The 26,447-nt window shown below is 66.6% G+C and carries 27 protein-coding genes; 14 read left to right on the forward strand and 13 right to left on the reverse strand.

Translation table 11 applies throughout. The features are described from left to right. Nucleotides 1-6: 6 nt before the first annotated feature. Both VFB33_06875 and VFB33_06880 read right to left on the reverse strand, forming a co-directional pair. Nucleotides 7-861, reverse strand: coding sequence for a hypothetical protein (locus tag VFB33_06875; protein HZO81403.1), 855 nt, complete (start codon nt 859-861; stop codon nt 7-9). Beyond that, a complete protein-coding gene (locus VFB33_06880; GenBank protein ID HZO81404.1) occupies nt 858-3,092 on the reverse strand; it encodes an NAD(P)-binding protein in 2,235 nt (744 codons plus the stop codon). Before VFB33_06880 ends, VFB33_06875 begins: the two co-directional genes overlap by 4 nt. A gap of 206 nt (nt 3,093-3,298) precedes the next feature. On the opposite strand from VFB33_06880, the gene VFB33_06885 reads away from it, so the two are divergent. The 5 genes from VFB33_06885 to VFB33_06905 all read left to right on the forward strand — a co-directional run bounded on the left by VFB33_06885 (nt 3,299) and on the right by VFB33_06905 (nt 7,517). After that, the gene (locus tag VFB33_06885; GenBank protein HZO81405.1) at nt 3,299-4,906 is read left to right on the forward strand and encodes a sigma 54-interacting transcriptional regulator; all 1,608 of its coding nucleotides are present in this window, start codon (nt 3,299-3,301) and stop codon (nt 4,904-4,906) included. A 43-nt stretch (nt 4,907-4,949) separates the two neighbouring features. Beyond that, nucleotides 4,950-5,345 carry a hypothetical protein gene (locus VFB33_06890; GenBank protein HZO81406.1) on the forward strand — a complete coding sequence of 132 codons (396 nt, stop codon included), beginning with the start codon at nt 4,950-4,952 and terminating at the stop codon, nt 5,343-5,345. A 361-nt stretch (nt 5,346-5,706) separates the two neighbouring features. Then, nucleotides 5,707-6,162, forward strand: coding sequence for a hypothetical protein (locus tag VFB33_06895; protein HZO81407.1), 456 nt, complete (start codon nt 5,707-5,709; stop codon nt 6,160-6,162). A 30-nt stretch (nt 6,163-6,192) separates the two neighbouring features. Beyond that, nucleotides 6,193-6,537, forward strand: coding sequence for a hypothetical protein (locus VFB33_06900; protein HZO81408.1), 345 nt, complete (start codon nt 6,193-6,195; stop codon nt 6,535-6,537). A gap of 71 nt (nt 6,538-6,608) precedes the next feature. Continuing rightward, nucleotides 6,609-7,517 carry a Tad domain-containing protein gene (locus tag VFB33_06905; GenBank protein HZO81409.1) on the forward strand — a complete coding sequence of 303 codons (909 nt, stop codon included), beginning with the start codon at nt 6,609-6,611 and terminating at the stop codon, nt 7,515-7,517. A gap of 174 nt (nt 7,518-7,691) precedes the next feature. Here the strand turns inward: VFB33_06905 and VFB33_06910 are convergent, their stop codons facing one another. Then, nucleotides 7,692-9,032, reverse strand: coding sequence for a sigma-54 dependent transcriptional regulator (locus tag VFB33_06910; protein ID HZO81410.1), 1,341 nt, complete (start codon nt 9,030-9,032; stop codon nt 7,692-7,694). A 604-nt stretch (nt 9,033-9,636) separates the two neighbouring features. On the opposite strand from VFB33_06910, the gene VFB33_06915 reads away from it, so the two are divergent. The 8 genes from VFB33_06915 (at nt 9,637) to VFB33_06950 (ending at nt 17,859) form a co-directional block, all read left to right on the forward strand. Continuing rightward, on the forward strand, nt 9,637-10,749 hold the full coding sequence (locus VFB33_06915; protein HZO81411.1) for a cobalamin-independent methionine synthase II family protein: 1,113 nt from the start codon (nt 9,637-9,639) through the stop codon (nt 10,747-10,749). 115 nt (nt 10,750-10,864) lie between these two features. Continuing rightward, complete coding sequence (locus VFB33_06920) at nt 10,865-12,535, forward strand: L,D-transpeptidase family protein (GenBank protein ID HZO81412.1); 1,671 nt, start codon at nt 10,865-10,867, stop codon at nt 12,533-12,535. 71 nt (nt 12,536-12,606) lie between these two features. Then, entirely contained in the window at nt 12,607-13,122 is a 516-nt protein-coding gene (locus VFB33_06925) for a hypothetical protein (GenBank protein ID HZO81413.1), read from the forward strand. 72 nt (nt 13,123-13,194) lie between these two features. Next, nucleotides 13,195-14,649 carry an amidase gene (locus tag VFB33_06930; GenBank protein HZO81414.1) on the forward strand — a complete coding sequence of 485 codons (1,455 nt, stop codon included), beginning with the start codon at nt 13,195-13,197 and terminating at the stop codon, nt 14,647-14,649. Nucleotides 14,650-14,708: 59 nt separating this feature from the next. Further along, on the forward strand, nt 14,709-15,671 hold the full coding sequence (locus VFB33_06935) for an ABC transporter ATP-binding protein (protein ID HZO81415.1): 963 nt from the start codon (nt 14,709-14,711) through the stop codon (nt 15,669-15,671). Continuing rightward, the gene (locus VFB33_06940; protein HZO81416.1) at nt 15,664-16,686 is read left to right on the forward strand and encodes an ABC transporter ATP-binding protein; all 1,023 of its coding nucleotides are present in this window, start codon (nt 15,664-15,666) and stop codon (nt 16,684-16,686) included. Before VFB33_06935 ends, VFB33_06940 begins: the two co-directional genes overlap by 8 nt. Nucleotides 16,687-16,699: 13 nt before the next feature. Then, a complete protein-coding gene (locus tag VFB33_06945) occupies nt 16,700-17,137 on the forward strand; it encodes a polymer-forming cytoskeletal protein (GenBank protein HZO81417.1) in 438 nt (145 codons plus the stop codon). Nucleotides 17,138-17,154: 17 nt separating this feature from the next. After that, on the forward strand, nt 17,155-17,859 hold the full coding sequence (locus VFB33_06950) for an iron-containing redox enzyme family protein (GenBank protein HZO81418.1): 705 nt from the start codon (nt 17,155-17,157) through the stop codon (nt 17,857-17,859). Between the two features lie 71 nt (nt 17,860-17,930). On the opposite strand, the gene rplS is transcribed toward VFB33_06950, so the two are convergent. The 3 genes from rplS to VFB33_06965 form a co-directional block, all read right to left on the reverse strand. After that, complete coding sequence (gene rplS, locus VFB33_06955) at nt 17,931-18,272, reverse strand: 50S ribosomal protein L19 (protein ID HZO81419.1); 342 nt, start codon at nt 18,270-18,272, stop codon at nt 17,931-17,933. Between the two features lie 120 nt (nt 18,273-18,392). Continuing rightward, nucleotides 18,393-19,451 (reverse strand): hypothetical protein, encoded by a 1,059-nt coding sequence (locus tag VFB33_06960; GenBank protein HZO81420.1) that lies wholly within the window; start codon nt 19,449-19,451, stop codon nt 18,393-18,395. Between the two features lie 225 nt (nt 19,452-19,676). Beyond that, complete coding sequence (locus VFB33_06965; protein HZO81421.1) at nt 19,677-20,567, reverse strand: hypothetical protein; 891 nt, start codon at nt 20,565-20,567, stop codon at nt 19,677-19,679. Nucleotides 20,568-21,170: 603 nt separating this feature from the next. Between VFB33_06965 and VFB33_06970 the strand changes: the two genes are divergently transcribed. Beyond that, nucleotides 21,171-22,229, forward strand: coding sequence for a NosD domain-containing protein (locus VFB33_06970; protein HZO81422.1), 1,059 nt, complete (start codon nt 21,171-21,173; stop codon nt 22,227-22,229). Nucleotides 22,230-22,286: 57 nt separating this feature from the next. Here the strand turns inward: VFB33_06970 and VFB33_06975 are convergent, their stop codons facing one another. From VFB33_06975 to ffh, 7 genes are read right to left on the reverse strand one after another with little or no spacing between them, the layout of a single operon-like run. After that, entirely contained in the window at nt 22,287-22,514 is a 228-nt protein-coding gene (locus tag VFB33_06975) for a hypothetical protein (protein HZO81423.1), read from the reverse strand. A gap of 50 nt (nt 22,515-22,564) precedes the next feature. Continuing rightward, nucleotides 22,565-23,122, reverse strand: coding sequence for an RNA methyltransferase (locus tag VFB33_06980; GenBank protein HZO81424.1), 558 nt, complete (start codon nt 23,120-23,122; stop codon nt 22,565-22,567). Between the two features lie 9 nt (nt 23,123-23,131). Continuing rightward, nucleotides 23,132-23,830 (reverse strand): tRNA (guanosine(37)-N1)-methyltransferase TrmD, encoded by a 699-nt coding sequence (trmD, locus tag VFB33_06985; GenBank protein ID HZO81425.1) that lies wholly within the window; start codon nt 23,828-23,830, stop codon nt 23,132-23,134. Nucleotides 23,831-23,847: 17 nt separating this feature from the next. Beyond that, nucleotides 23,848-24,468 (reverse strand): ribosome maturation factor RimM, encoded by a 621-nt coding sequence (gene rimM, locus VFB33_06990; GenBank protein ID HZO81426.1) that lies wholly within the window; start codon nt 24,466-24,468, stop codon nt 23,848-23,850. A 6-nt stretch (nt 24,469-24,474) separates the two neighbouring features. After that, nucleotides 24,475-24,711: a KH domain-containing protein gene (locus VFB33_06995; GenBank protein HZO81427.1), complete on the reverse strand. Its 237-nt coding sequence runs from the start codon at nt 24,709-24,711 to the stop codon at nt 24,475-24,477. 24 nt (nt 24,712-24,735) lie between these two features. Next, the gene (gene rpsP, locus VFB33_07000) at nt 24,736-24,981 is read right to left on the reverse strand and encodes a 30S ribosomal protein S16 (GenBank protein ID HZO81428.1); all 246 of its coding nucleotides are present in this window, start codon (nt 24,979-24,981) and stop codon (nt 24,736-24,738) included. Between the two features lie 25 nt (nt 24,982-25,006). Beyond that, nucleotides 25,007-26,344, reverse strand: a complete 1,338-nt coding sequence (gene ffh, locus VFB33_07005; GenBank protein ID HZO81429.1) for a signal recognition particle protein — start codon at nt 26,342-26,344, stop codon at nt 25,007-25,009. Nucleotides 26,345-26,447 lie beyond the last annotated feature (103 nt).

Consider the following 26,447-nt stretch of genomic DNA (forward strand, 5'->3'; position numbering starts at 1 on the left):
CAACTGTCAGCCAGCGGCGACGCGCACGCTCAGCGTGCCGCATGGTTCGCCGCTGACCGTGTCGATCACCACGCCGGTGTAAAGGTCAGCCGGCTGCTCGTCGGGAACGCGGATCCGCATTGTGGGGCCGTCGCCGTTCTCGCCGGCGATGAACGCGACGTCGCCGAGCGCAGGCCGCCCGTGGTCAAGCGCGCGCAGTCCGCCGGCGGCCAGCGCAAGCCGCCCCGAATGGCGAGCGCGCAGGTCGAGCCTGACGCGCGCTGGACGTGAGGAAACGACCTCGATCGCCACTGCCGCGGAATCGCGATCGGAGCCGCCGTCACGCTCGGCGCCGGCGGCCGCTTCGTCGGCCGACGACCGCTCCGCGCCGGTATGCGCGCCGTTCGTGGAGCGAGCGCCATTGCGTGGATGCGCTTCCCATTGCCTGAGCAGTTCGCGCAGCAGCTCCGGCGCGGCGGCGAGCCCGTTGGCCGCCTCGAGCCACTGCGGAACCAGGCTTGCCGAATAACTCAGCAGCCGCTCGACCAGCTCCGTGAGATCGTCGGCCGCCGCCTCCGGGCCGTAGCGGCTTCGCCTTGCGCTCTCGTACGCGCGGCGGTTGAAGCGGGATGCGGCGCGCTGGCCTTGGCGAACGTGCTCGTCGATCACGCGATAGCCGAGCTCGACACCGTGGGCGACCACCTCATCAACGGCGCCGGCGTAGCCGGCGCGCTGCGTGTCTTGAGCCGCCGCACGCTCCTCGGAGTTGGTTGCGTCAGGCGGGCGATAGAGGTTGGACCAGTCGCGCAGCGGCCCGCTGCGCTTGGGGTCCTTGCGATGTTGGCGCGGGCGACCGGTGGCGGGCGCTTTCGTTCGCTTCATGGATGATCGTAACCGACGATTTCTTCGAGCGCGGGCGAGGACGAAATCGCATGGGCGGCGAGCCGCCCCGACATCACCGCCGCTTCGACGCAGCCCTCGTTGAATCCGCAATCGGTCCAGTCGCCGGCGATTGTCAGGTTGTCATAGGTGTTGTCCAGCGGCGAGATGCGGTAGCGCGCCGTGCCCGGGAGCGACAGCACGTAGCGCTCGGACGGGTTGGCGTTGGCGGTCCAGTACTGCGATTTAAACCGCTTCGCGTCCGCCGCGCCCGCCGCGGCCGGTGCCGTCTCCTCGGGATCGGCCAGCAGCTCCCAGCGAAAGCCGCCCCGCGGCGCAACCGAGTTTGGCCATAGATGGCCGATCTGTTCGTTGAGGAAGCGGATGGCGTTGCGCCGCACCAGCTCACGCTGGCGATGAAGGTAGCCGCGGTCGGAGGGGTCGGGCGCCTCCGCCGGGTCGCCCATCACGCTACAGAAGTAGGCGAGCGCGCGCGGCGGCAGCGTAAAGCGCTCCTCGGCAATCAGGTGGTGCATGTCGGCCCAGGTCTCGAAGGGCTGGACGAAGGCGGCGATATTGACCGGCGGGTCGTGCCAGCCGAGCGCGGCCATGTCCTCGCGCATCCAGAGTTGGAAGCCCTGGGTGACGATGGTCTTGAGATGGGCGACCATCTCGCGCCATCGCCGATCGCGCTCGATGAGCTCCCCGCATACGAAGGGGATCGCACCGAGGCCGACGCCAAGCACGACAAAATCGAAGTCGTCGATCACGCGCAGCGTGAGCCGGCGCTCCCGTCTGCGGTCCCAGTGCGACTCGAACTCCCGCCCTTCGCGCGCCAGCCGCTCGCCGTCGACGAGTTGTGTCCAGTCCGGCGCCGCAGGCCAGCAAGGCAGGCCGTCAACATCGATCAGCGGCTGATACTCGCCGCCGCCCCTGACTTCGGCCTGAACGTCGAACTCGAGGGCCTCGATGTAGGGGCGCTCGCCGGGGGCAAGCGTTTTCGGATCGCAGAGCCTCACGTTTTCCAGGCGATGGAAGAATTTGAAGCTCACGCCGCGCCGCCGCAGCACTTCGTAGAACGGGGCGAAGACCACGTCGCCCATCCCGGCCCGCATCTTCCAGAACATCGAGCCGCGATAGGTGAAGTACATGCGAAACGCACTGCGCAGGGTTTGCCCTGCGGCAATCCGCGGGCGGCTGAAATCGCCATCCTCGTACGCGAAGGCGAGGTCGTACATGCCGCGCATAAAGGCCGAGTTCAGCGAACTCTCGCAGGCTCCGTTCAGCCGCAGCCACTCCCGGCAGTCATACTCGTCAATCGCGTCGAAGCCTCTGGGGTCGTTTATCAGACGGTGGCGGATGATGCCAACCAGGGTTGCTAGCACCAGGTCGATAATCTCCCAGAGCCGGCGAAGCTCGTGGTCGCGCTCAAGCAGCGCGGCCATCTGCCGCCGCGCGCTGGCGGCGATCGCTTCGAGCAGGCGCAGGATTGCGCCCTCGGAGCTTCCGCTGAGCGAGACGAGAGCCGCCTGGAGCAGTTCCGCGCCCTTGATAAGGCCGCCGATCGTCGCCAGCCTCCCGTACTTGAGCAGCTGCGCCGCGGCATCAGCAATCTCGCGCGCCGAGGCAACGAACGCTTGTATCGTCTGGCCCGCCGGGGAGCACGACCCGCCTGCCCCATCCTGTGGCGCGGTCCCATCGGCAGACAGATCTTCTTGCGCGGTGGCGGAACTCTGGCGCGCCTGCACGGAGAGCAGCAGCGTGCGCAGCAAGTTGGCGGTGCGCAGCAGATAGCTGGAGATGGTGAAAGGATTACGATGGGTCAGCGGATCGCCGGGCAGGCCGTCGCCCGGCGGAAAACATGCCATCCAGTTAAGCCATGTGCCGCGGCCGTTCGCCCGGTCGGCGACGCTGACGAAGGGGGCGGGAAAGAAGGCGTCGCGCCAGTCGGCGAGCCTGCATTTGGCGGGGTCGCGTTTGAGCTCCGCGTAACACTCGCGCATGAGCCGGAACGCATTTTCGTAAAACCCCATCCAGATATGCAGCCCGTGCTCCTCGATCCGCTTCGCAGGCCCGCGTCCCGACGCGCCCTTGCCTCCCAGACGCCATCCCATCTGGTAGATGCTGACATGGTACTTGCCGCGATGCTCGGGGCGGGTGAGCTCGAAGGCAGCGGCGACTGCGGCGCATCCGCCGCCAATGACCGCGACTTCGACCGGTCTCCTTCTGCTCACGACTGCGACTGAACATCCGCGCCTACGCCCGATCAGTGGTGGCGTGGCGATACGTGCCAGCTTAGCGCATTAAACAATCAGTAGCGAAGCAATGCATATAAGCGCAAAATTCCGTCGGGACGCATATGCGGAGTGGGGTTTGTAGGAGCGGCTCGAGCCACTTAAATTATTGAAGCCGCGACGCCCGACCGGCGCCGCCCATCACGATGGACACTTCGACTGACATCGCCCGCAACCAATTGATCTACGAGTTGGGCAACGCTTTCACCTCGCATCTGGGACTCGAGGAATTGATCCCGCTGGTCATCACCAAGTGCCGCGAGGTCCTCAACGCCGACGGCGTTTCGATCCTGTTGCTCGACGAAGCGCGCAACGAGCTGTACTTCCCCTATGTTTCGGAAGATGACCCTGCGGTGGCCGCGCGGCTGCGCGGCTTGCGCTTTCCGGCCGACCGCGGAGTGGCTGGCGCCGTGCTGGCCAGCGGCCGCGCTGAGAAAGTGGACGACCCGCAGAGCGACCCGCGCTTCTATTCGGGTGTCGATCGCAAGACCGGGGTGACGACCAGATCGCTCCTGGCCGCGCCGTTGTTCGCCGGCCAAACCCGCCTGGGCGTAATCGAGGCGGTCAACCATCGCGACGGTACTCCCTTCGGCAGCAGCGATCTCAGCCTGCTCGAAAAACTCGCGGAAAGCGTGGCCGTGGCGATTCACAACGCCCGCCGCTTCGGCGAGGTCAAGGAATCGGCTGAGCAGTTGCGCGTGCAGGTGGGCGCGCTGCGCCGCGACCTCGCCCGGCGCGACCGCTTCAACGAGATAGTCACCGCGAGCCCTTCGATGCTGGAGGTTTTCCGGCTGATGGAGAGCGCGGCGTTCTCATCGATCCCGGTCCTGCTCGAAGGCGAGACCGGCACCGGCAAGGAACTGGTCGCCCGCGCGATCCATCGCGCCAGCCCGCGCGCCGACGGCCCCTTCGTCGCGGTCAATTGCGCGGCGCTGCCCGAGGCGCTGCTCGAGAGCGAGCTGTTCGGTCATCGCCGCGGCGCCTTCACCGGCGCGGTTGACGATCAGCCGGGCCTGTTCCGCGCCGCCGCCGGCGGGGTCATCCTGCTCGACGAAATCGGCGAGATGCCGCGTGCGATGCAGGCCAAGCTGCTGCGGGTGCTCCAGGAGAGCGAAGTCACGCCGATCGGGGACACCCGGCCGGTCAAGGTCAATGTGCGCGTGATTTCGGCCACCAACCGCGACCTCAGCGCAGCGCTGGGGAGCGGCGCGTTCCGTGAGGACCTCTACTACCGGCTCGCGGTCTTTCCGATCAAACTGCCTCCGCTGCGCGAACGGCGCGAGGATATCCCGCTGCTCGCTGCTCGCTTCCTCGATGTAGCGGCCCAGCGGCATGCCAAAAACCTGCGCGGTTTCGCTCCGGGCGTGGTCGAGTTGCTCGCACGCGCCCCATGGCCGGGCAATGTGCGTGAGCTTCAGAACGAAATGGAGCGGGCGGCAGCGCTCGCCGCCGACGGCCAAGCCGTCGGTTTTGAGCATCTTTCGCCCGGCTTGCGCGCCGCCGCTGGCGCCGGCGCACCGGCGGCGCCGTCACCTCTCGGTTCACCGGTCAGGCCTCCCGCTCCGGTCAACGACGGCACGCTGCCGAGCGCGGGTGCGATTGCCTCGCTTGCGGAGGTGCGCGCGGCGGCTGAGCGGCAGTATATCGCCGAGATTCTCGGGCGACATGGCGGCAACGTCTCACACGCGGCCGCGGCACTCGGAGTTTCGCGGGTTGCCCTACAAAAGAAGATGAAAAGGTACAGTCTGCGCTAACCCTCGTTAGCACCAGCAGGTCGCACGGCTAAGCCGAAGCAGCATGCTTCCGACGAAAAAGCCGCTGAAATTATCGCTCCGCCTTTCGGCATCTCGCTTGCTTCGAGCCCCTTTCGTGCTGCTCACGACAGAGGCAATCAAAATGAATGCGCCGTCAATCGCGATCTTGGCCATTGGGATGGACGTTGCGGCGATTGCGGAGGTCGCCCTGTGGCTCGTTTCGGGTTGGACGCTCAGGGTCGCGAACACCAGCCAGGAGTTGCTAGAGCTGTTTGAAGATGAGGCTACGTTGCGTCGTGGCGGGCCGACGCTCTCGGCCTTTGACGCAGCGCACCACGGCGCAGGGATCTACAGCCATCACGCATCGACCGCGGCCGGCCGAACGGTGGCTGCCGCGCGGGTGCGTCGTCGGTGGGCGGACGCAGTGCCCGCCCAATGATATAGGCCAGTCCCCGAAGCACGGCCGAGCCGGGCACGTGGGTTGTCACTCCACAACCCCGTGTTCCGGCCGGCCGCGAGTCTTTTATATGCTATATCTAGATTTATACATCTTAATAATCATATAAAATTCCGATTGCATCCAATCTTTGCAGATCTACGGAAGCGGTCTCAATCGTTTCCATAGGACACGATTCGTTTCCGCTTGCTACGCATTCGTATCCTATCTCTGTAGCCTTGATTGAGCTTTAATTCCCAAATTAGGCCGTATCCATAAATAATCATCTCTGGTACGTCTTCTGCTTGTCTAAAAAGACGAACGGCTGCTTGGTTTCCCCAATTACAGGCAGCCCGAGCCTTAGATGAAGAAGCGGACCTACAAAACCCTACTGCAGAGCCTGCGGGGTTTCCGCTTCGCCTGCGGGCGGGCCCTGTGGTGCGCATCGCGCGGGCAGTCGGCCACCGAGATGGCGATGATGAGCCTGGTCGCTGCGGCCCTCATCGCTGTCGCGCTGCAGGGCGCAATCACGCTAAACCGCGGGATGGCGGTGCGGGAGCTCGCCTATCAAGGTGCGCGTTATGCGGCAGCCAACCCGAATTATGACAGCTCGACCGTGATCAGCTACATCCGGCGGTCGGTGCCGTCGGCGCTCGCCAACGGCGAGCTCGACGTCACGATGAGCCCTAGCTCCGCTCCGCGGTCACAAGGTTCGGCGGTGTCGATCACGATCGCGTTTACCGGCTCGACGGTGGCGATTCCGTCGGTCATTTCGTTTCCGGCAACAGTCAGTGCGACTGACATTGCGATGAGTGAGTAACGGGATTCTGAGGTTAGGAGGAGCGAATCTATGAACCCCCTGCACGACGTCAACATTCTGTTCAGCAGCCTGATCTTCGGCAACGCGGTGGCGATGTACCTTGCCGCGCTCGCGATCGCGGACCGCCTGCACAAGCGGGCGTATTCCCGGCGTCTAGCCAACCTGCCTCCGTCCGCCCTGCAGCAGGAGCGTAGCAAGGGCGCGGGCGCTTCGCTTAAGCCGCAGACCACGATTTTCCGCAGCCGCAGCAAGGTGCTGTCAGCGAGACTCTCGCTGGAAAGCGCCTTCAGCTCGCCGCGCTCGGCGGCGGTCACGCAGCTCGCGCGCTCGCAGAGCTTTGCGTCGCGTCCGCGCCTGTTTAACGAAGCCGCCTGACATTCGGCCGGGAAGAGCAAGCTTCGCCGGAAGGCGCTCCGATGAAAGCAACACGCCAGAGGCTGCGCGCGATGGCCAGGGGACAGGCAATGTTCCTGATCACGGCGGCCCTGCCGGCCATCATCGGTTCGCTGACTCTCGTCCTCGATGTCGGCGACTTCTACTACAACCAGACAGGTCTGCAGACGGCGGCGGACACCGCGGTCCTGGCGGGCGCGACCTTTCTGCCGGCCGACGCCGCAGCGGCCGAATCGGCCGCGCGCGATTATGTCACCCGCAACGGCGTCAAGTCGGACGAAATAACGTCGGTGTCGGTGGCCTCCGGCAACAAATCGATCAGCATGAGCGTGGCGCGCACGATGCCGTGCTACTTCTGCGTGCTGCTCGGGATGGCCAACGCCGACGCCCGCTCGGCGGTCACGCTGCATGCCAGCGCAACGGCCGCCGCCCAGGCGGTGCGCTCCGCAAACGGCGCGGTTCCGCTCGGCGTCGACTACCAGACCAGCTACACCTACGGGACCCAGATGGTGCTCAAGAGCGGCCAGGTCGGTCCCGGCAACTGGGGCCCGCTGGCCTTTGGCGGCACCGGCGCCTCGAATTACCAGTCCAATGTTCAGAACGGCTACTCGGGTGCGGTGAGCATCGGCGACATGGTCCAGACCGAACCCGGCAACATCGTCGGCCCCACCCGCACCGCGGTCCAGTACCGCCTCAGCATGGGGCAGAATCAATATTCCACCGGCACTTTCCAGAGCCACGATCCCAACGATCCGCGGATCATGCTGATCCCGCTGATGGACTTTGCGGGTGCCAACGGCCGGTCGTCAGTGCAGGTGATGGGCTTTGCGGTGGTGTGGGTCTCCTCGATCGACTCCAACGGTGCGATCACCTGCTACTTCATCCAGCAGTCGGTCCCCAGCGCGAAGCCCGACAGCAGCTTGACCTCGGGCGGCGCTACGACGCCCACCCTTATTGGTTGACGGTTCGTTCAGGCGAGAGCGCTTCGCGCGCGCGAATATTCGCCAGCCCAGCCGCAGACCAGCACTCGAGGCCCGCGCTAAACTAAAGGCGCGGCCCCGGCCACGGCGCCCCGTGAGGGACGGCCGACAGCCGGCGTCTGTATGAGTGAAAAGGACAGCCCGGCGAGCCGCCGCTCAACCGATTTTGGCGGCCAACGGGGGCGAGAGGAGGTGTTCGCGATTGGCGCGCCGGTTGCCCGTCTTGAGCCCATAGCGGGCCAGGCGCGCATACAGCTTCTTGCGCGAGATGTGCAGGAGTTCCGCCGCGAGCGTCTTGTTGTTGCCAGCGATGCGCAGCGTGCGCACGATGAGCTCGCGCTCGGTTTCCTCGAAGGTCGTGGGCGGGCGGGATTCGCCGGCGACCGCAACTTCGCTGGCTTGTGCAACGCCTTCGCCCGCGAAGAAGGCCGGCTCGTTGTCGCGGATCGCCGCCGGCAGGTCGTCGAGCCCGATCCGCTCGCCGCGGCCGAAGGTGATCGCGCTTTCGATGGCGTTGGACAGCTCGCGCACGTTGCCCGGCCACGAGTACCGCAGCAGCGCGGCCATCGCCTCCGCGTCGATCCCGCTGACCGCGGTCGGCCGCGCGGCGCGCGCGTTGAACAGGCGGACGAAATGGTTCGCTAGCGGAGGGATGTCCTCGCAGCGCTCGCGCAGCGGCGGAATCTCAATCACGCTCGCCTGCAGGCGGTAATAGAGGTCCTGCCGAATCAGCCCCATCCGGACTGCCGCGTCGGGCCGTCGATTGGTCGACGCGATGAGCCGCACGTCAACCGGAATTTCAGTCGTCGAGCCGACCGGACGCACGCTGCGCTCCTGCAGGACGCGCAGCAGCTTGCTCTGCGTCTCCAGGCTCATCTCGGTGACTTCATCGAGTAGCAGCGTGCCGCCGTCGGCCGAGCGAAATAGTCCCGGATGGTCGAGGTTGGCGCCGCTGAAGGCGCCGCGCCGGTGGCCAAACAGTTCGCTCTCGATCAGGTCGCGCGGGATAGCCGGGCAGTTGACCGCCACGAAAGGCGCGCCCGCTCGCATCCCGGCTTCGTGAATCGCACGCGCCACCAGCTCCTTGCCAGTTCCGCTCTCGCCGACCAGAAGCACTGTGCCCCGCGTGCGAGCCGCGGCGGCGATCCGGTCGAAGATGCGTCGCATCGCGGCGCTCCTGCCGACCAGGCCGTAAAACTCCGCGCCTTTGCCTTTATTCGCTGACTGCTGCGCCCGCGTCTCATCCTGTGCGTGCTGGGAGCGCGCGCGGAAGTAGGCCTCGGCCAAAAGCGCAGCACGAATCTGAGTCAGGCTGTCCAGGAGCCTGTAGCGCTCGGGCGAAAGCTCGTCGGCGCAGACCGACGAGATGCTCTGCTTGCACAGATGCAGCGTGAGGGTGACTTCGGCAAACGGCACTCCGGCGCAGGCCAGCCGTTCGCTCAACTCTTCGATGCTGGCGGCGAAATGGTCGAAGCGATTATCCAGGACCGACCGCATGGCGGACCTGAGGTAGGGCGAGAAGATAGCGGAAAACTGCGTTTGTGTGAGTCGTCGCGATCGGCCGAGCTTCAGGCAGCAGAGCTCATACCAGTGGTTGACGATCGCGTCGCATCGCGTCGCGATTGCCGAAGCCAGAGTATGTAGCTCCTCCCGCTGGTATTCCCAGAGTGCTCGCAGGCAAGGTTCGCGGTCGACCGCGTCCCCGGACAAGTCAGGAATCACATCACCCATGATCTCCTCCCTGCGACAACCCACACTGGCCATCGAAGCGGCTCGTTGGCCGCTGTGAAAGGCATTTTCCGTGCCAAATCGGTGATTTACGTTTTAAAGATTCCGTAAGAAGGAGATTAGCTAAATTAGATGAAAGATCAGACAGTGAAGAAATAGAGCTAAGCGTAGCGTTTATGCAACGCCTAAACCGCGAATCTATCGCTAATTAGTTCAGATTAAAGCTTCCGCGCCCCTGATTCCTCACCCCAGGACCGCCCTTCCAAAACAGCCTCGCTCCCGACTTGGCTCACGTCCGCCTCGGCGCGCCCGCCGCTTTGCGATCGCGAATCGATCCTCAGTAAAGTTGCGCTGCCCAGGGAGGCGCGCCGCCATGTCAGTACTCTATCGCGCGGAAGTGATCGGCTCGATGTTGCGGCCGGGGTATCTCAAGGCCGCGCGCAAACAGATGGAGTCCGGCCGGCTTCGCGTGCGCGAATTCAAGCGCCTCGAGGACCGCGCGGTGGACGAGGCGATCGCGCTCCAGGAGCGCTGCGGCGTCGACGTCGTTACCGACGGCGAGATGCGGCGCACGCACTTCATCGCGCCGCTGACCGACGTTATCACCGGGGTCAAGCCGATCCCCGCCTTCACGCGGACGTGGCGGCGGCCGCACGAGCAGGACCGGCCCGCCGAGGAAGTCCAAATCCAGGTCCAGTACGCAGTGGTGGATCGGATCCGGCGCACGCGCTCGCTTACCGCCGAGGAGTTCGCCTACGCCCGCGGGCGCGCCACCCGACCGCTTAAGGTCACGCTGCCAAGCCCGTTGATGATGACGCTGCGATGGTCGCCGCAGTACTCGCGCGACGCTTATCCCGACCCCTTCGATCTCTTCGCCGACGCCGCCGAAATCGTCCGCCAGGAGGCCCAGGAGCTGGCCGCGCTCGGCTGCGAGTACATCCAGATCGACGCGCCCGAGCTCGGCATGCTGTGCGATCCGGAGCGCCGGCGCGAGGACTTCGCCGAGCGCGGGATGGATCCCGACCGGCTGCTCAGCGAAGGGATGGATCTAATCAATTCGGTAGCCCGGGTTCCGGGCGTCACGTTCGGACTCCATCTATGCCGCGGCAACAACCGCGGCTACTACGTTGGCGAGGGCGGTTATGAGGCGATCGCGTCGCAGGTTTTCAAGCGCGCTGGCAACTTCGCCCATTGGCTGCTCGAATTCGACGATTGGCGCTCGGGCTCCTTCGCACCCCTGCGCGAAGTGCCTTCCGACAAGGGCGTGGTGCTCGGTCTGATCTCGACCAAGCGTGCCGAGCTGGAGCCGGCCGACGCGATCGTGCGGCGCATCGAAGAGGCCAGCCGCTTCGTCGGGCGCGAGCGGCTCGCGCTCTCAACCCAATGCGGCTTCGGCACGGTATGGGAGGGCAATCCGATTTCCGAATCGGCGCAGGAAGGCAAGCTGCGCCTGGTCGCCGAGATCGCGCATCGCGTGTGGTCCTAGCCCAAACGGTCTGCGAATGATTCTCGTGCGGGTGCCAGTCCGCGGCGCGCGCGGCCCGCTCGACACGCTCAAAAAACTGTGGCCTTGATCGTGGCTTATGCGTCGCAGCCTCAGCATGCCACTGTTGCCGATCCTGATCGCGCTTGCACTCGCGCTGCTCGCTCCGCTGCGCGCGCAGCCACTCGCGGCCGGCGCGCCGACGGGGGTTCGAGCGGCGGCGCAGGACGAGCTGCGCGCGTTGCTCGAGTCGGGCGCGCTTGCTGACCTGCGCTGGCCCAACTTCACCGACGTTCGCGACGACGCGGGCAGGTTCTACGCGGCCGGCGGCTATTCCCTGGCATGGATGAGCGGCGGGCGGCCGACTCCGCAGGCGCTTGCGATGGTCGCGCTCTTCAAGCAGGCTGCGCTCAAGGGACTTAATCCGGAAGACTACGACGCCTCGCGATGGGACGCGCGGACAGCCCGGCTGGGGCGGCCGGAGGGAACCGACGGCGCACATTTCGATTTGGCGCTGACGGTGTGCGCGATGCGCTACATCGCAGCGCTGCGCATCGGGCGGGTAAATCCGCGCCACTTCAGGTTCGGCCCGGTCGGGCCCAAGCATGACGACCTGCCCCATCTGCTGCGCAACTCGATCCTCAACGCGCCGGATGTCGGCGCGGCGCTCGCGATGGTCGAGCCGCGATACGCCGGTTACCGGCGCGCGGAGGCGGCGCTCGCAACGTACATGAAGCTCGCGCAGGAGGGCGACGCGCCGCCGATTCCGATTCCCGCAAAACCGGTCCGCCCGGGCGACTCGTATCCTGCGCTGGCGCGCCTCGTAGGGCGCCTGCGCCAGCTCGGCGACCTGTCTCCAGCCGGCGCCGCGGCCGCGCCTGCCGCAGCGTACGACGGCGAAGTGGTGGCCGCGGTGAGACATTTCCAGCGCCGCCACGGTCTCGATGTTGACGGCCTGCTCGGCCCGCATACCGCGGCCGAGCTGGACAAGCCGCTCAGCCTGCGCGTGCGCCAGCTGCAATACACGCTGGAGCGCTACCGATGGATTCCACGCAGCTTTCCGCAGCCCCCGATCGTGGTCAACATCCCGGAGTTCCGGCTGCGCACGATGCGTCGGCAGCCGGCCTATTTCCTGTCGATGAAGGTGGTGGTCGGCAAGGCCTACGGCCATCACACGCCCGTGTTCGCCGACTACATGCGCTACTTGATCTTCCGTCCGTACTGGAACGTGCCGCTGTCGATCCAGCGTGCCGAGTTGGTGGCGAAAATCAGGAGCGACCCCGATTACCTCGCCGAGCACGATTACGAAGTGATCGACGGCGACGGACAGGTAATCACCGATGGTCCGGTTGACGGCGATATTCTCAGCGCGCTGCGCTCGGGCACGCTCAGGATTCGCCAGAAGCCGGGGCCCGAAAACTCGCTCGGCCTGGTCAAGTTCATTTTCCCCAACAATTACAACGTCTATCTGCACGGCACCCCGGCGACCGAACTGTTCGAGCACGCGCGGCGCGACTTCAGCCACGGATGTATTCGGGTCGAGCATCCGGCGGCGCTCGCCGCATGGGTCCTGCGCGACCGTCCAGAGTGGAGCGAGGCGCGGATCCGCGCTGCGATGAACGGCGCGCAGACCTTGCAGGTGAACCTCACCAAGCCGATCCCGGTGCTCATCCTCTACAGCACGGCGGTCGTCGAGCCCGGCGGCGAAGTCCACTTCTTCGACGACATCTACGGCTACGACGACGACCTCGAACGCGCGCTGGCGACCGGCTATCCGTATCCGGGCTGAAGCCCGCGCCGCACGCGGGACACAAGCCGCGCTTGCCCCCAGCGCGGGGCGTTGGCTAGCCTGCTTGGGTCGTGAAACTCAGAAGAAAATTGATCGTTGCGGCGGCCCTGCTCGTGGCCGTCTTCGTGATTGGCGGCCCGGCGGCGCACGCGGCCGCCGCCGCCGCCGCCGTACGCACCAACATCGACGTCGATTGCCGCTGCACCGATCCGGTGGGCAAAAGCCTGTGCACGGCCTTCAAGCAGAAGGTGCACGATTCGGTCGGCTATGAGCTGGTCGGGGACACCGGCGGCTTCGGCGTGGGCGTGCACTTCTCCTGCGTCGACATCTGGCAAGGCATTGACAACCAGCTTGTCGGCCGGATGTCGGCGGTGTCGGTGGCGTTCACGATTTATTCCGACAAGCTGCCGGGCGAAGTTTACGAGGACGCCTCGGTCTTCCGCGTCGGCAGGGACGCGGTGCCCGAGATGTCGGGGCAGATCCTCGCCGCGCTCGGCCAGATCATCAATACCAACGCGAAGTTCTTCGACAGTATGCGCGCCGTCGCAGGCGCCGGCGCGGCGCCTTCGGCCGCAACCTCGCCATAAGCGCGGCGTAGGGCGCATGCGCGGCCCGACGGATGGGCCGGGAACGGGATCCGACGCGGAGGAATCGCAAGCATGAGCGGCAACGAACTCGTTTGGCTCGACGCGACCGCGCAGGCCGAGCTGGTCGCAAAAGGCGCCATCAGCGCGGCGGAACTGGTCGAGGCCGCGATCGAACGGATCGAGCGGCTCAACCCCCAGCTCAACTGCGTCATCTACCCGCGTTACGACAAGGCGCGCGCCGACACACGCGAGTTCGCGCGGCGTGCGACGGCGCCGCTGGGCGGCGTGCCGTTTCTGATGAAGGATCTGAATCAGACGATCGCCGGCGAGCCGTTCAGTTGGGGATGGAAGCCGCTGCGCGAGGCCGCCCTTACGGCGGGCGGGACCACCTACGTCGCAGCCAAGTTCCTCGACGCGGGCCTCGTCGCGCTCGGCCAGACCACGGCGCCCGAATGGGGCGCGACGCTCTCGACCGAGAGCCGCGCGTGGGGCGCCACACGCAATCCGTGGGACCCCGGCCGTAGCGCCGGCGGCTCCAGTGGCGGCGCGGCCGTGGCGGTCGCCTCCGGGATGGTGCCGATCGCGCATGGCAATGACGCCGGCGGCTCGGTGCGTATCCCGGCCTCCTTCTGCGGGCTGGTCGGGCTCAAGCCGTCGCGCGGGCGAACCTCGCTCGGCCCTGATCACGGCGAGTTCTGGCACGGGCTGTGTGAGGAGGGCGCGCTGGTGCGCTCGGTGCGCGACGCCGCCGCCGCGCTCGATGTTATCCAAGGCTACATGCCGGGCGATCCGTGGACCGCGCCGCCGCCCGCGCGTCCGTATCGCGACGAGGTCGGCCGCGCGCCCGGCCGCCTGCGAATCGGCTTCATGGACCGCGCACCCAATTACCATCCGGGGCTCCATCCCGAATGCGCGGCCGCCGTGCGCGCCGCGGCGCGCCTGCTCGAAGCGCTCGGCCATGCGGTCGAGGCAAACTTCCCGGCCGCGCTCGACGACCCGCGCATCAACTCCGCCTTCGGCAAGGTCGTTGCCGGCGGCGAGGCGAAGCTGGCGGCCGAATGCGAGAAGCTGCTCGCTCGCGCGCTCGGCCCCGACGACTTCGAGGAGTGGACCTGGTTTCTCGTCGAGCGCGGGCGGCGGATGAGCGCGGCGAGCTACCTGCTCGCTTGCGAATGGTTCAACGAATTCTCGCGTGCGGTGGCCGGATGGTGGGCGGGCGGCTTCGACGTGCTGGTGACGCCGACCCTGGCCCAGCCTGCGCCGCCGCTGGGCATCTTCAAGCTGCGCGCGGGCGAGGAGCCGCGCGCGATCGGCAAGCGGCTCAACGAGGTGAGCCCGTTTACTCCGCCGTGGAACATCGCGGGCTTGCCAGCGCTCTCGTTGCCGCTGCACATGACGGCGGACGGGCTGCCGGTCGGGGTGCAGTTCGTCGCCGCCTACGGGCGCGAGGATTTGCTGATACGGCTTGCCGCACAGCTCGAGCAAGCCGCGCCGTGGGCGGATCGCCGCCCCCGCGTGCACGCCTAAGGCGGCAGCGCTCGGCGCCTGCTGAAACCGCGGCGGGCGGATGATAGGTTGGACTGCGCGTGCAGCCGCTGCTCGAAGTCAAGGATCTGCGGACCTCGTTCTTCACCGACGCCGGCGAGGTCCGCGTGGTGGACGGCGTGAGTTTCGCGGTTGCGCCGGGCAAGCTGATGGGCCTGGTCGGGGAGTCGGGCTCGGGCAAGACCGTCAGTGTGCTTTCGATCATGCGGCTTCTGCCCGAGCGCGGGCGGGTGGTCGGCGGCGCGGTGATGTTCGAGGGGCGCGACTTGCTCAAGCTGAGCGAGGCCGAGATGCGCGCGGTGCGCGGCGCGAAGATCGCGATGATCTTCCAGGAGCCGATGACTTCGCTCAACCCGGTGTTCACCATCGGCAGTCAGATCGGCGAGGCCGTCCGGCTCCATCAGCACACCTCGCGCCACGAGACGCTGGCGCGCACGATCGAGGCGCTGCGGATGGTCGGGATCGCCGACCCCGAGCGGCGCGTCAACGACTATCCGCATCAGCTCTCGGGCGGGATGCGCCAACGGGTGATGATCGCGATGGCGCTCGCGTGCAATCCGCGAGTGCTGATCGCCGACGAGCCGACCACCGCGCTCGACGTCACGATCCAGGCGCAGATTCTCGACCTTATCCACGAGCTCCAGGAGCGGCTGAAGCTCGCCGTGATCCTGGTCACCCACGACCTCGGAATCGTCGCCCAGTACGCCGACGACGTCACCATCCTGTACGCCGCGCGCGTGATGGAGCAGGCGGCGGCGCGCGAGCTGTTTCACAATCCGCTCAACCCCTACACCCGCGGGCTGCTCGACTCGATCCCGGGCGTCGGCGGCCAGCGCCATCGCCGGCTGCGCGCGATCCCGGGCACGATTCCGAGCGCGTCCAATCCGCCCTCCGGATGCCGGTTCCATCCGCGCTGCCCGCTCGCCATCGACGAATGCGCGCGGGTGGTGCCGCCGCTGGAGCCCAAGGCCCCCAACCATCTGGTCGCCTGCATCCGTGTCTGACGCCGTGCAAGCAGCCGCGCCGCTCGCCGCGCCCGCGGCGGGCGAAACCCTGGTCAGGACCGAGGGCCTGCGCAAGGAGTTTCCCGCCGGCTCGCTCGATCTGCTCGGGCGCAAGCGGCTGGTGGTGCGCGCGGTGGACGGCGTCGATCTGGCGATCCATGCGGGTGAGACGCTGGGGCTGGTGGGCGAGTCGGGCTCGGGCAAGTCAACGCTGGGGCGGCTCATCCTCAAGCTCATCGAGCCGACCGCCGGGCGTGTGATCTTCGACGGGCGCGATCTCGCCACGCTCTCGCGGCGCGAGCTGCGCGCGCTGCGGCGCGAGATGCAGGTTGTCTTCCAGGATCCCTACGCGTCGCTCAACCCGCGCATGCGCGTGCGCGCGATCGTCGGCGAGGGAATCGAAATCCATCGCCTGGCCCGCGGACGCGAAAAGGAGGAGCGCATCGTGGCCCTGCTCGAGATGGTCGGCCTGGGCGCCGACGCCCTCGACCGCTATCCGCATGAGTTCTCGGGCGGCCAGCGCCAGCGGATCGGGGTGGCGCGCGCGCTGGCGGTTAACCCGCGCTTTTTGGTGCTCGACGAGCCGGTCTCCGCGCTCGACGTTTCGATCCAGGCGCAGATCATCAACCTCTTGCAGGACCTCCAGGAACGGCTCCATCTGACCTACCTCTTCATCGCGCACGATCTCCGCGTGGTCGAGCACATCAGCCGGCGCACCGCGATCATGTATCTCGGCAAGATCGTCGAGCTCGCCGACCGCGACGAGATCTACGCCAACCCGCGCCATCCCTACACCCGCGCCCTGCTCTCGGCGATCCCGACACTGGAGGGTGCCGCGATCGGCGAGCGGATAAAGCTGCCGGGCGAGATGCCGAGCCCGCTCAATCCGCCGCCCGGCTGCAGCTTCCATCCGCGATGCCCTTATGCGAAAGATATTTGCCGGAGCGTCGAGCCGCGGCTGGAGACGGGAAGGGGCGGGCACGCGGTCGCTTGTCACGTTTTCCCCGCGCCGTAAGGCGGCCAAGCCCATGGCAAAGTTCGCCAGCACTGATCCCGCCGGTCCAGGCGATCTGCAACCGCCCCAGCCGACCATCAGCATCCCGCCCACGCCCGGGGCGGCGTGGGTCGAAGAGCGCACGCGCGTGGCGGTCGGGCGCAATATCAACGTCTCGGGCCGCCTGGTCTTCCAGGAGCCGGTTCGCATCGAGGGCAGCTTCCGCGGCGAGGTGAGCTCGAGCGAGCTGGTCGTAATCGCCGACCAGGGCACGCTGGAGGGCAAGGTGCGCTCGCCGCGCCTGCTGGTGCTGGGCGAGTTGCGGGGCGACGTGTTGGAGTCGCGTCTGGTCGTGCTGGGACCCCACGCGCGCGTCATCGGACGCATCCGGGCCGACGCCCTGCGAGTATGCGAGGGCGCGCACCTGGAGGGCGACGTGCGGGTGGCGCCCGGCGCCGGCGCCGCGCACTAGGAAGGGAGAGCCGAGCGATGGATGTCGAGCGGGGTCAACGACAGCTCGAAGCGCTCTTTGCGCGGCTCGATCGCGAACGGCGCACGCTTAAGCATCATCCGACCATCGACAAGATCGAGCGCGGCGAGCTGAGCCCCGCACAGCTACGCCACTGGGCAACCCAGCTCTATATCGGCAACAAGGGCCACAACGCCAACATTCTCGGCCTCATCTACGCCAAGTGCGACGACTTTGCCGCGCGCAGGGCGATCGTCGAGAACCTCAACGAGGAGGAGCTCGGCCGCCAGTCGGGCACCGGCCGCTCGCACATGGAGCTGTACCTCGAATTCGGCGAAGCGCTGGGGATCCCGCGCGCGCAGATGCTGCGGGCGCGGATGTCGCCCGACGCCACTGCGATGGTGCACTGGATGTACTGGCTGGCCGACTCGCGCCCGTGGTACACGACCCTGGCCGGCATCAGCCTCGGCTCCGAACTGCACAACCCCGAGGCCTACCCGCGCGTGATCGCCGGCCTGCGCCGCCATTACGGGCTCGGCGAGGACGCGGTGCGCTTCTTCAGCGTGCACGTCGACGTCGATCGCGAACACGGCGACTCCACCGCGCATTCGGTCTTCCGCGTGATTCCCGAGGATGAGGCGGCCGACGCGCTGTGGGCGGTCGAAACCCACATCGAGTTCATGCGCCGGCTGTGGGCCGACATCAATCCGCCGTCCGTGGAGTAGAGGTCTTTGTGATTTCCGGGCGAGCGGCGAAGCGCTTGCTTCGCGCAGACTCCCGGGCTCGCTCGGCGACGCTACGCCGTGCTGATGCGAGCGGCCTTGCCCGAGCGCTCGCGCAGGTAGTACAGGCGCGCGCGACGCACCTTGCCGCGGCTTAAGACCTGAATCTTCTCGATGCGCGGCGAGTGGAGCGGGAAGATGCGCTCGACGCCCACGCCGTAGGAGATCTTGCGCACGGTGAAGGTGGCGCGGTTGGCCCCGCGATTCATCTTTATCACCACGCCCTCGAAGGACTGGATGCGCTCCTTTTCGCCCTCGACGACCTTGACCTGGAGGCGGACCGTGTCACCCACGCGGAAGTCGGGGAGGTCGGTGCGCAGGGCGCGCTCTTCGAGCTTGCGGATGGTTGAGTTCATGGGATGGCGGTTCCTTGGAGCTTCGAGCAAATAAAGCTACCGGAACCGTCTCGCTTACTCAACTCGGCTGACTCTTGAGACCGCGGGCCGTCCGTGAGCAGAGACGGCCCGTACGCACCTTCAGTTCATGCACGTCGGATGGGCCAGGGTCCACGCGTGGTTTTCGCTGGTCATACTGTTGGCGAGCCAGAAGTTGCCCGCGCAGCCCGCGCCCGGGTTGCCGTCATAGCCGTCGAAGAGCGTGTCGCCCGGTGTAACGCAGCTTCCGTTGGTGTCCGACTTGACGGCATACACGTGGTTTTTGACGTTGCCCTTGTCGATTGCGACCCCGTACGGCTGGTTGTGCTGGGAGTTGCCCGGGCAGCTGCCGACGTACAGCCCCAGGCTGTCACCGCCCTCCAGCGTGTTGCCGTTGCTGGGCGGAGTCGCACAGCCGACGCTGGGCCCGGCGGGATTGCATCCAAGGTAGGCGCCGGCCAAGGTGTTGCCCTCCAAGGCACCGTCTATCACCGTGTTGAACGACGCGCCCTTGAACCAGATTCCGTAGGTGCCGTTCTCGACCGCTTCGGGGCCGCGCAGAGTGACGCCCTGCACGCCGTTGAGCAAGAAACCGCTCATACTGTTGGAGCCCGAGGCCGCTCCCCAGATGAAGGAACCGCTGGCCGCCGACGTCAGCACGATACCGTGCCTGGAGCTTCCTTCGGCTACCGGCTGTACGGCGAAGGCGCCCGGGCCGTTGAAGACGATGCCCTTGCCGTTGAGCACGGCTTCCACCCCGTAGGCGAGGGTATTGGGCGCGTCGGTTTGAAAGCCGACTGCGAACTCCTGGATCGGCGCCTGCCCGGAGAAGATCACATTGGACGCGGTGGACAGCACGTGCACTCCGATACCCGTCGCGCCCGGCCCGGTGAGCGACTTGCCGTTCATGAGGAAATAGATGTTGGGGGCCGAGATGTCGATGCACTCGCCAGGCGCGCTGAGGTCGTTGTTCAGGGCGTATATCTGCCCCGGCTGGTTGGCGACACAGCACTTGCTGATCAGCGCCGGATAGACCGGGCAGGACGGGAGCGCCCAGGCCACTCCCTGTGCCCATAGGGCCGCGATAGCTCCCAGCATCCCTGCCGCCGCGCCACGCCAGGCCACGCCGCCGCGTTTCAGGCGCCCGTACCATTTGTTCATACCGTTCTCCCGCGGCGCATCGTGCGCCGCCGTTCGAAATAAACGGCGGTATTAGTCGCAGGACGCATTAAGCGAGTCAAAGACGAGCGCGGCGCACACGCAAGCGCTGTGGGACGGCGCTCGCGCACTTCTCGACCAGGCCGACGACTCAGCGGTTGTTGGAAAGAACGGGCCGTCCCCTGACGGAGACGGCCCGCGCAGCTCGATTAACTCAATCCTGAGAGGTCAATCCATGCACCAGGGATGCGATGGGTTGGCGACGTGGTTGGGCCCTTTGGTGTAGGCGTTGTCGAACCACACGTTACCGGCGCAGGCAGCACCGTTGTTGTCAAAACCGTCGGATATGGTGTCTCCAGGGGTAGGGCAGTTACTGTTGGTATCGGTCTCGAAAACTACGATGTGGTTCTTCGCGTTCCCCGTATCGATCACGATTCCGTAGGGTTGGGGGTGCGGCGAGGTGGGGCATCCGCTACCAACAACCAGCGGAACCGAATTCGAATCCAAGCCCTCAAGCGTATTTCCGTTGCTCGGCGGGATTGAACAGGCGCTTGAGCTCGGCCCGCCAGCGTGGCATCCGAGGTAGGCACCCGCGATCGTATTTTGCTCCAACACGCCGCCATTCACCAAGTTAAAGGAAGCTCCCTTCAGCCACAATCCGTAGCCCACGTTGGCAATGCCGACCGCGTCCCACAACATGACACCGGTGGTGCCGTTCAGGACGATACCATTGCCGTTGTTGCTCTCACCCACGGGTTCGATCAAAAAGGATCCGTCGGCGGCAGGGGTGACCACGATTCCATTGTGTAGGTTAAGCTCCGCTATTGGCACCAACCCGAGAGCGCCCGGACCGTTGAATACCACCCCACGGTTATTGAACACGGCCTCGGGTTCGATGGCAAATGTGTTGGCCGCATCAGTCTGGAAGCCGGTCGCGAAATGCTCGATGAGGCCGCCGCCGAACACCGTGGTATTCGGAGCGGTTGAAAGCACATGGAGGCCAATCCCCGGTTGCCCCGTCGGCCCGATGATGCTGTGGCTGTTCAGCTCGAAGAGCACACCTGGAGCGGAGATATCAACGCAATCGCCCGCGACGGAGCGGGTGAGGTCATTGGCCATGATATAGGTCTGCCCGGGCGAATCGGCGACACAGCACGCTGTAACGCTCGGCGTGCAGGATGGCAGCGCCCATGCGGGTTGCGCAGCCAACGCGCCCGCGAATAAGAGAGTGGCTGCCGATGCGAGTGATCTCTTTCGCCAAGCGCCGGCTTTCCGAAGGCGCTCAAAGCGCTTTGCCGTCTTCATAAGTTTCCCCCTAAAGAGCAAATAGATTTGCAGCCTGTCGCTTTTCATCCCTGATTGAATCAAAGCGACGCCCTCTAGTAACAAACCGGCTCACGTTAGGTCAATCGTTCAAAACTGTTACCGAGAGCGGTTTTCCACAAAGGTTTCGCGCTCTTCGCCGATACCTGTTCATTTCGCGTCACTACGCGACGCAGGGCTGACCGAAGCAACCGGCTCTCAAATTAGCGGCGCACGACTCGCGACGAGTGAGAATTGAAGATCGGAGTTGCGCGCGCGAAGCGAAAAAATTTCTCTCCGCCTGCGCACCACGCTTACGATCGAGGTTGACGCGCCGCTGACCGCTCGCACATGCGCATCGCTATCGCGCATCGCCGCGACGGCGCGGCGCGCCGCCTCTTGCGGGGAGGTTCGACTTCGATGAGTTTGCAGCAGTCGCTGTCGTTGCTGTCGGCGCCTGGCACGCGCGCGTCGCGCGCGCTCCTCGGGCGCCGGATTGCGGGACTCTCAGCGCTGGCCGCGCTGGCGCTGGCGTCCCCCGCATGGGCCGCGATGCCCGTCTGCGCCAACCCGATCACGTCGTGTCCGTGCAGGATCATCCAGGCCGGCGCGAGCTACGTGCTGACGCAGGATCTGGTCACCACCGGCGGCGGCGACTGTATCCGCATCGCGGCGCCGGGCGTGACGCTCGATCTCGGCAGCGCGACCATCACGCCTTCCGTGCAGAGCCCCGGTTCCGTCGGCGTCCACGTCATGTCAGGGGCCAGGGACACGGTGGTACAAGGCTCGCCCGATGCGCCGGCGATGGTTCAGTTCTTTTCCACCGGCATCCAGGTGGATGCCCGCGGGGTGACGCTCAAGAACCTGAGCGGCCAGAGCAACGAGGTTGGCATCCTGATCCAGGCCGGCGCGGCGTACGGCAACACACTAAGTGCGGTGGACAACACGCGGGTCGGAATCCTGGTTCGCAATGTGAGCTCCGGCCCGCTGCTGGACAATATCGCGGTGAGCAACACCTTCGGCCCCGGTATCAAGTTCAACAACGTGCAGGGCGGCGCGCTGGTCAACGTCACGGCGACGGCCAACCACACCTACGGTGTGTGGCTGCGCGCCTCGTCGCACAACCTGCTCGCCGACTTCACCGCCTCGCAAAACACTACTGCCGGAGTTTACCTGGGATGCTTCAGCAACGGCGGTCAGCTAAGCGGAACCTGTGACCCGTCGGTGCCGCCGAGCAACAGCAATCTCGTCGCCGGGCTGGCCACGCCGAGCCGGGTCTTCGGCCCGACTGCGCCGAGCCAGCGCTACGGAGTGGTGGTCGGCAAGGGCAACAGCGGGAATCGAGTGGTGGACGTGATCGGGTCGAGCAATGGGGTTGCCGACGGCGCCGACTACAACCTCGAATGCGGTAGCGATCTATGGCGCGACAACCAGTTCGCCGTCACCATCCCCGCCGGTATCGACACCTGCATCCGCTAGCGCGCCGCTGCGTCTCCCCCAAACCACAAAATGGGGGCTCAGAACAAGGCAAGCGAATTAGCGATCCAGTGGCGTTGGAGACGTTTGCGCTTCGGGTGGGCGGCGCGCGCGCCGGCGGCTGATCAGGACGCCGCTAGTGAGCAGCGTCGTGCCGAGCACTGAGATGATCACGCCCAGCGGCGCGCCGATCGTCGACTGCGTGCTGGCGGTGTTGATCACGAGGTCGGTCCCGATCGTCAGCAGGATCGCACCGATGAGGATCATCAGGTCGGCTGCGAGGCTCATATCCTGTACGGTATTCCTCGCGTGCGCCAGGGGGAATGCCACGCATCCTGTCAGCGGCCGCGCAGGCGGTCGAGGATGATGCTCGCCGCGGCGCGCACCGAGAGATGGTTGTAGTCGCCAGGCCCGCAGACCGCATCGAGCACGGCGTCGGCGCGCTCGCGCACTGCGGGCGCAAGGCCGAAGCCGGTGCCGAACAGAAGCAGCGCCGGCGGCGCGTCGGTCGCGCCGAGCCGCTCGCGCATGGCGGCGTAGCTCGTGCCCTGCGCGGCGCGCGCCGAGGTGAAGACCAGCAACGGGCGGCGGCCGGCGGCGCGCTCGGCGGCGGCCAGCGCCGCGTCGAGATCGGCCACCAGCTCGATCAGCTCCAGCGCCTCGACCCGGCGCGAGTCGAAGCTGCGGCCGTAGCCGATGCGCCAGTGGTCGATCACGGTGCGGGCGAACTCGCGCTGCTCGGCCACCGGATGGACGACGTAAAACGCGCGCACGCCGAAGGTGCGCGCCGAGCGCGCGATGTCGTGAAGGTCGAGCGAGGTGATGGCCGAGGTGATGATGCGGCCGTTGCGGTCGAGCACGGGATGGTGAAGCAGGGCGAGGAAGAGCTCGGCCACGGCGCGGCGCTAGCGATGGCGCTTGAGCAGGTCGGGGCGGCGGCGGGCGGTGCGCCGCTCGGCCTCGGCCTTGCGCCATTCGCGGATCTTCCGATGGTCGCCGCTGAGCAGAACCTCCGGCACCCGCATCCCGCGAAACTCCTCGGGCCGCGTGTACTGCGGATATTCGAGCAGACCCTCGGCGAACGATTCCTCGGCGAGCGATTGGGGATTGCCGAGCACGCCGGGGACCAGGCGCGCGGCGGCCTCGATTACCACCATCGCGGGCAGCTCGCCGCCGCTCAGCACGTAGTCGCCGATGGAAATCTCCTGGTCCACCAGCGAGCGTACGCGCTCGTCGATTCCTTCGTAGCGGCCGGCGACCAGCAGCAGCCCCGGTCGGCGCGCCGCCAGCTCGCGCACCTTCGCCTGGTCGAGCAGCTCGCCCTGCGGCGTGAGTAGGATACGCCAGAGTCCCGGATGGGCCGCCAGTACGCTTTCGATCGCGGCGCACAGCGGTTCCGGCCGCAGCACCATCCCGCTGCCGCCGCCGTAGGGCGTGTCGTCGACCTGGCGATAATTGCCGAGCCCGTGCGCGCGCAGCGCGTGCGCCTCGAGCTTGACCAGGCCGGCCTTAAGCGCCCGCCCGACCATCCCGGGCCAGTTGGCCGCGACGAACAGCTCGGGAAAGAGCGTGATGACGTGAAATTCCATCTCGGCGGCCGACATTTTCTCGCGGCGTGCGTTCAGTCGAGCAGGCCCGGCACCGGCTCGATCGTAACCCGCCGCGCGCCGACGTCGATACCTCTGACCACGTCGGCGATCACCGGCACCAGCACCTCGCGCGCGCCGTCGCGCACTACCCATACGTCGTTCGCGCCGGCCGAGAAAATCTCGGCGATCGCGCCCAGCCGGCGCCCGTCGGTGAGCATCGCCTCGGCGCCGAGCAACTGGAAGTAGTAGAACTCGCCCTCGCCGAGCGGCGGCAGGTCGGCGAGCGGCGCCATCACGGCGCATCCTTTGAGCGCCGCCGCGGCGTCGATATCGGCGACGCCTTCGAGCACGACGCGGAACTGGCCCGCGCCGAGCGAGGTTGCGCGGCCGAGCCTGAACTCGCGCCGGCCCTCGGCGGTTTCGAGATACAAGCGCTTCAAGGTCGCCAGCGTCGTGGAGGCGGGGTCGTCGGTGCGCACGCGCAGCGCGCCGTGCAGTCCGTGCGGCGCGGCGACGCGGCCGAGGCGCACGAAGCCGTCGGCGACCGCATCGCCTGGCGCCGCGGCGGCGCGAGCGGGCGGCGCGCCCGACCGCGCCGCGGGCGCCGTGCGCGCGCCGTTCAGGCGTGGAGCGCGGCGGCGCAAAGTCGCCATCGGCGGCTACTTCTCTTCGATGATTTCGAGAACAACCTTGCGATTGGTTCGTGAGGCGACCGCATTGAGGATCGTGCGGATCGACTTGGCCGTGCGACCCTGCTTGCCTATCACCCTGCCCAGATCTTCCTTCGCCACCCGCAGCTCAAGCACTGAGGCCGTGTCGCCCTGGGTCTCTTTGACCTCGACCGCGTCAGGGTTGTTCACCAATTGCTGCGCCAGGAACTGAACGAGCTCCTTCATGGCTTGGCTCCTAGAGCGGGTCGGTTAAGCGGTGCTCGCGGCTTGCCGGATAAGCTTCCTCACCGTTTCGCTGGGTTGGGCGCCGGAGCGCAGCCACTTTTCGACCTGCTCCTTGCGCAATTGGACCTTGGGCGGATTGTGGGCCGGGTCGTAGGTGCCGACCTGATCGACGAAGCGGCCGTCGCGGGGCGAGCGGCTGTCGGCGACCACGATGCGGTAGAAGGGCTTTTTGCGGCTGCCATGGCGGCGCAGCCGAATCACGAGTGACATAGGCGACGATCTCTCCTTGGCTATTCTAGCTCCCCAGGCCCAGTCCGCGCATCATCCCCAGGCCCGCTCCACGGGTGAACTTCTTCATTACCTTGCGCGTCTGCTCGAACTGCTTGACGAAGCGGTTGACCTCCTGGACCGAGGTGCCGCTGCCGGCGGCGATGCGCGCGCGGCGCCGGCCATTGAGGATCATATGGTTTTCGCGCTCCTGGCGCGTCATCGAGTCGATGATCGCCTGGATGCGGCGCAGCTCGCGCTTGGCCTCCTCGCTGTCGGCCTGCGAGGCGACCTTTTTGAGCCCCGGGATCATCCCCAACAGCTCGCCCAGCGAGCCCATCTTGCGCAGTGTGCGCAGCTGATCGGCGAAATCGTTGATCGTGAACTCGTTTTTCTTGAACTTGCGCTCGAGCTCCTTGGCCTTGGCCTGGTCGTAGCTCTGCTGCGCCTTCTCGATCAGGCTGAGCACGTCGCCCATCCCGAGGATGCGCGAGGCGAGGCGGTCGGGATGGAAGACCTCGAGCGCGGAGAGTTTTTCGCCGACGCCGGCGAACAGAATTGGCGCGCCGGTCACCGCGCGCACCGACAGCGCCGCGCCGCCGCGCGCGTCGGAGTCGAGTTTGGTGAGGATGAGGCCGGAAATCTTAAGCCGCTCGTGGAAGCCCTGGGCGACGTTGACCGCGTCCTGGCCCGTCATCGCGTCGGCGACCAGGATCACGTGATGGGGCTGGACGGCGGCACGCAGCCGCTGCAACTCGTCCATCAGGTCCTCGTCGATCTGGAGCCGGCCGGCGGTATCGAAGACGATCGCGTCGTAGCCGGCGGCCTCGGCGCGGGCCAGCGCGCGGGTGCCGATCTCGATCGGGTCCTGGTCCTCGCGCGTCTCCAGCACGGGTGCGCCGATCTGGGCGCCGAGCACGCGCAACTGCTCCATCGCGGCCGGCCGCCGCACGTCGGTCGAGACCAGCAGCGGGCGGCGCTTGCGCTCCTCCTTGAGCAGGCGCGCGAGCTTGGCTGCAGAGGTCGTCTTGCCCGAGCCTTGCAGCCCGACCAGCATGATCTTGACCGGCGGCTTGACCTTGAGGTCGAGCTCGCGCGCGCTGCCGCCCATCATCTCGCGCAGCTCGATCGCGACGAAGCGGATGAAGTGCTGCTCGGGAGTCAGCGAGCGCAGCACCTCCTGGCCCATCGCCTTGTGTTTGACGTGGTCGATGAAGTCGCGGACGACGCGGATATTGACGTCGGCCTCGAGCAGGGCGAGGCGGACCTCGCGCAGGGCCTCCTCGATGTTGCGTTCGGTGATGCGGCCCTGACCCTTTAGCTTTTTGAAGACGCCTTCGAGCCGGTCGCTTAGGGTGTCAAACATGGGGAGGGATCGGTTGCTGCGCGCGCGCGGGGCGGCGCGCATCAGGATTTCTTCGGTTGGGTGCTACTTTAGCAGACGAAGCAGGTTAGGTCACAGTACCCCG

The sequence above is a fragment of the Candidatus Binataceae bacterium genome, assembly GCA_035650475.1.
Lineage (GTDB): Bacteria > Desulfobacterota > Binatia > Binatales > Binataceae > JAKAVN01.

Excerpts from the sequence above, each read along its gene's own strand:
- VFB33_06875 (HZO81403.1), bottom strand. The coding sequence starts at position 861 with ATGAAGCGAACGAAAGCGCCCGCCACCGGTCGCCCGCGCCAACATCGC.
- VFB33_06885 (HZO81405.1), top strand. The coding sequence starts at position 3,299 with ATGGACACTTCGACTGACATCGCCCGCAACCAATTGATCTACGAGTTG.
- VFB33_06890 (HZO81406.1), top strand. The coding sequence starts at position 4,950 with ATGCTTCCGACGAAAAAGCCGCTGAAATTATCGCTCCGCCTTTCGGCA.
- VFB33_06895 (HZO81407.1), top strand. The coding sequence starts at position 5,707 with ATGAAGAAGCGGACCTACAAAACCCTACTGCAGAGCCTGCGGGGTTTC.
- VFB33_06900 (HZO81408.1), top strand. The coding sequence starts at position 6,193 with ATGAACCCCCTGCACGACGTCAACATTCTGTTCAGCAGCCTGATCTTC.
- VFB33_06905 (HZO81409.1), top strand. The coding sequence starts at position 6,609 with ATGGCCAGGGGACAGGCAATGTTCCTGATCACGGCGGCCCTGCCGGCC.
- VFB33_06910 (HZO81410.1), bottom strand. The coding sequence starts at position 9,032 with ATGCGGTCGGTCCTGGATAATCGCTTCGACCATTTCGCCGCCAGCATC.
- VFB33_06915 (HZO81411.1), top strand. The coding sequence starts at position 9,637 with ATGTCAGTACTCTATCGCGCGGAAGTGATCGGCTCGATGTTGCGGCCG.
- VFB33_06920 (HZO81412.1), top strand. The coding sequence starts at position 10,865 with ATGCCACTGTTGCCGATCCTGATCGCGCTTGCACTCGCGCTGCTCGCT.
- VFB33_06930 (HZO81414.1), top strand. The coding sequence starts at position 13,195 with ATGAGCGGCAACGAACTCGTTTGGCTCGACGCGACCGCGCAGGCCGAG.
- VFB33_06945 (HZO81417.1), top strand. The coding sequence starts at position 16,700 with ATGGCAAAGTTCGCCAGCACTGATCCCGCCGGTCCAGGCGATCTGCAA.
- VFB33_06950 (HZO81418.1), top strand. The coding sequence starts at position 17,155 with ATGGATGTCGAGCGGGGTCAACGACAGCTCGAAGCGCTCTTTGCGCGG.
- rplS (HZO81419.1), bottom strand. The coding sequence starts at position 18,272 with ATGAACTCAACCATCCGCAAGCTCGAAGAGCGCGCCCTGCGCACCGAC.
- VFB33_06960 (HZO81420.1), bottom strand. The coding sequence starts at position 19,451 with ATGAACAAATGGTACGGGCGCCTGAAACGCGGCGGCGTGGCCTGGCGT.
- VFB33_06965 (HZO81421.1), bottom strand. The coding sequence starts at position 20,567 with ATGGCCAATGACCTCACCCGCTCCGTCGCGGGCGATTGCGTTGATATC.
- VFB33_06970 (HZO81422.1), top strand. The coding sequence starts at position 21,171 with ATGAGTTTGCAGCAGTCGCTGTCGTTGCTGTCGGCGCCTGGCACGCGC.
- VFB33_06975 (HZO81423.1), bottom strand. The coding sequence starts at position 22,514 with ATGAGCCTCGCAGCCGACCTGATGATCCTCATCGGTGCGATCCTGCTG.
- trmD (HZO81425.1), bottom strand. The coding sequence starts at position 23,830 with ATGTCGGCCGCCGAGATGGAATTTCACGTCATCACGCTCTTTCCCGAG.
- rimM (HZO81426.1), bottom strand. The coding sequence starts at position 24,468 with ATGGCGACTTTGCGCCGCCGCGCTCCACGCCTGAACGGCGCGCGCACG.
- VFB33_06995 (HZO81427.1), bottom strand. The coding sequence starts at position 24,711 with ATGAAGGAGCTCGTTCAGTTCCTGGCGCAGCAATTGGTGAACAACCCT.
- rpsP (HZO81428.1), bottom strand. The coding sequence starts at position 24,981 with ATGTCACTCGTGATTCGGCTGCGCCGCCATGGCAGCCGCAAAAAGCCC.
- ffh (HZO81429.1), bottom strand. The coding sequence starts at position 26,344 with ATGTTTGACACCCTAAGCGACCGGCTCGAAGGCGTCTTCAAAAAGCTA.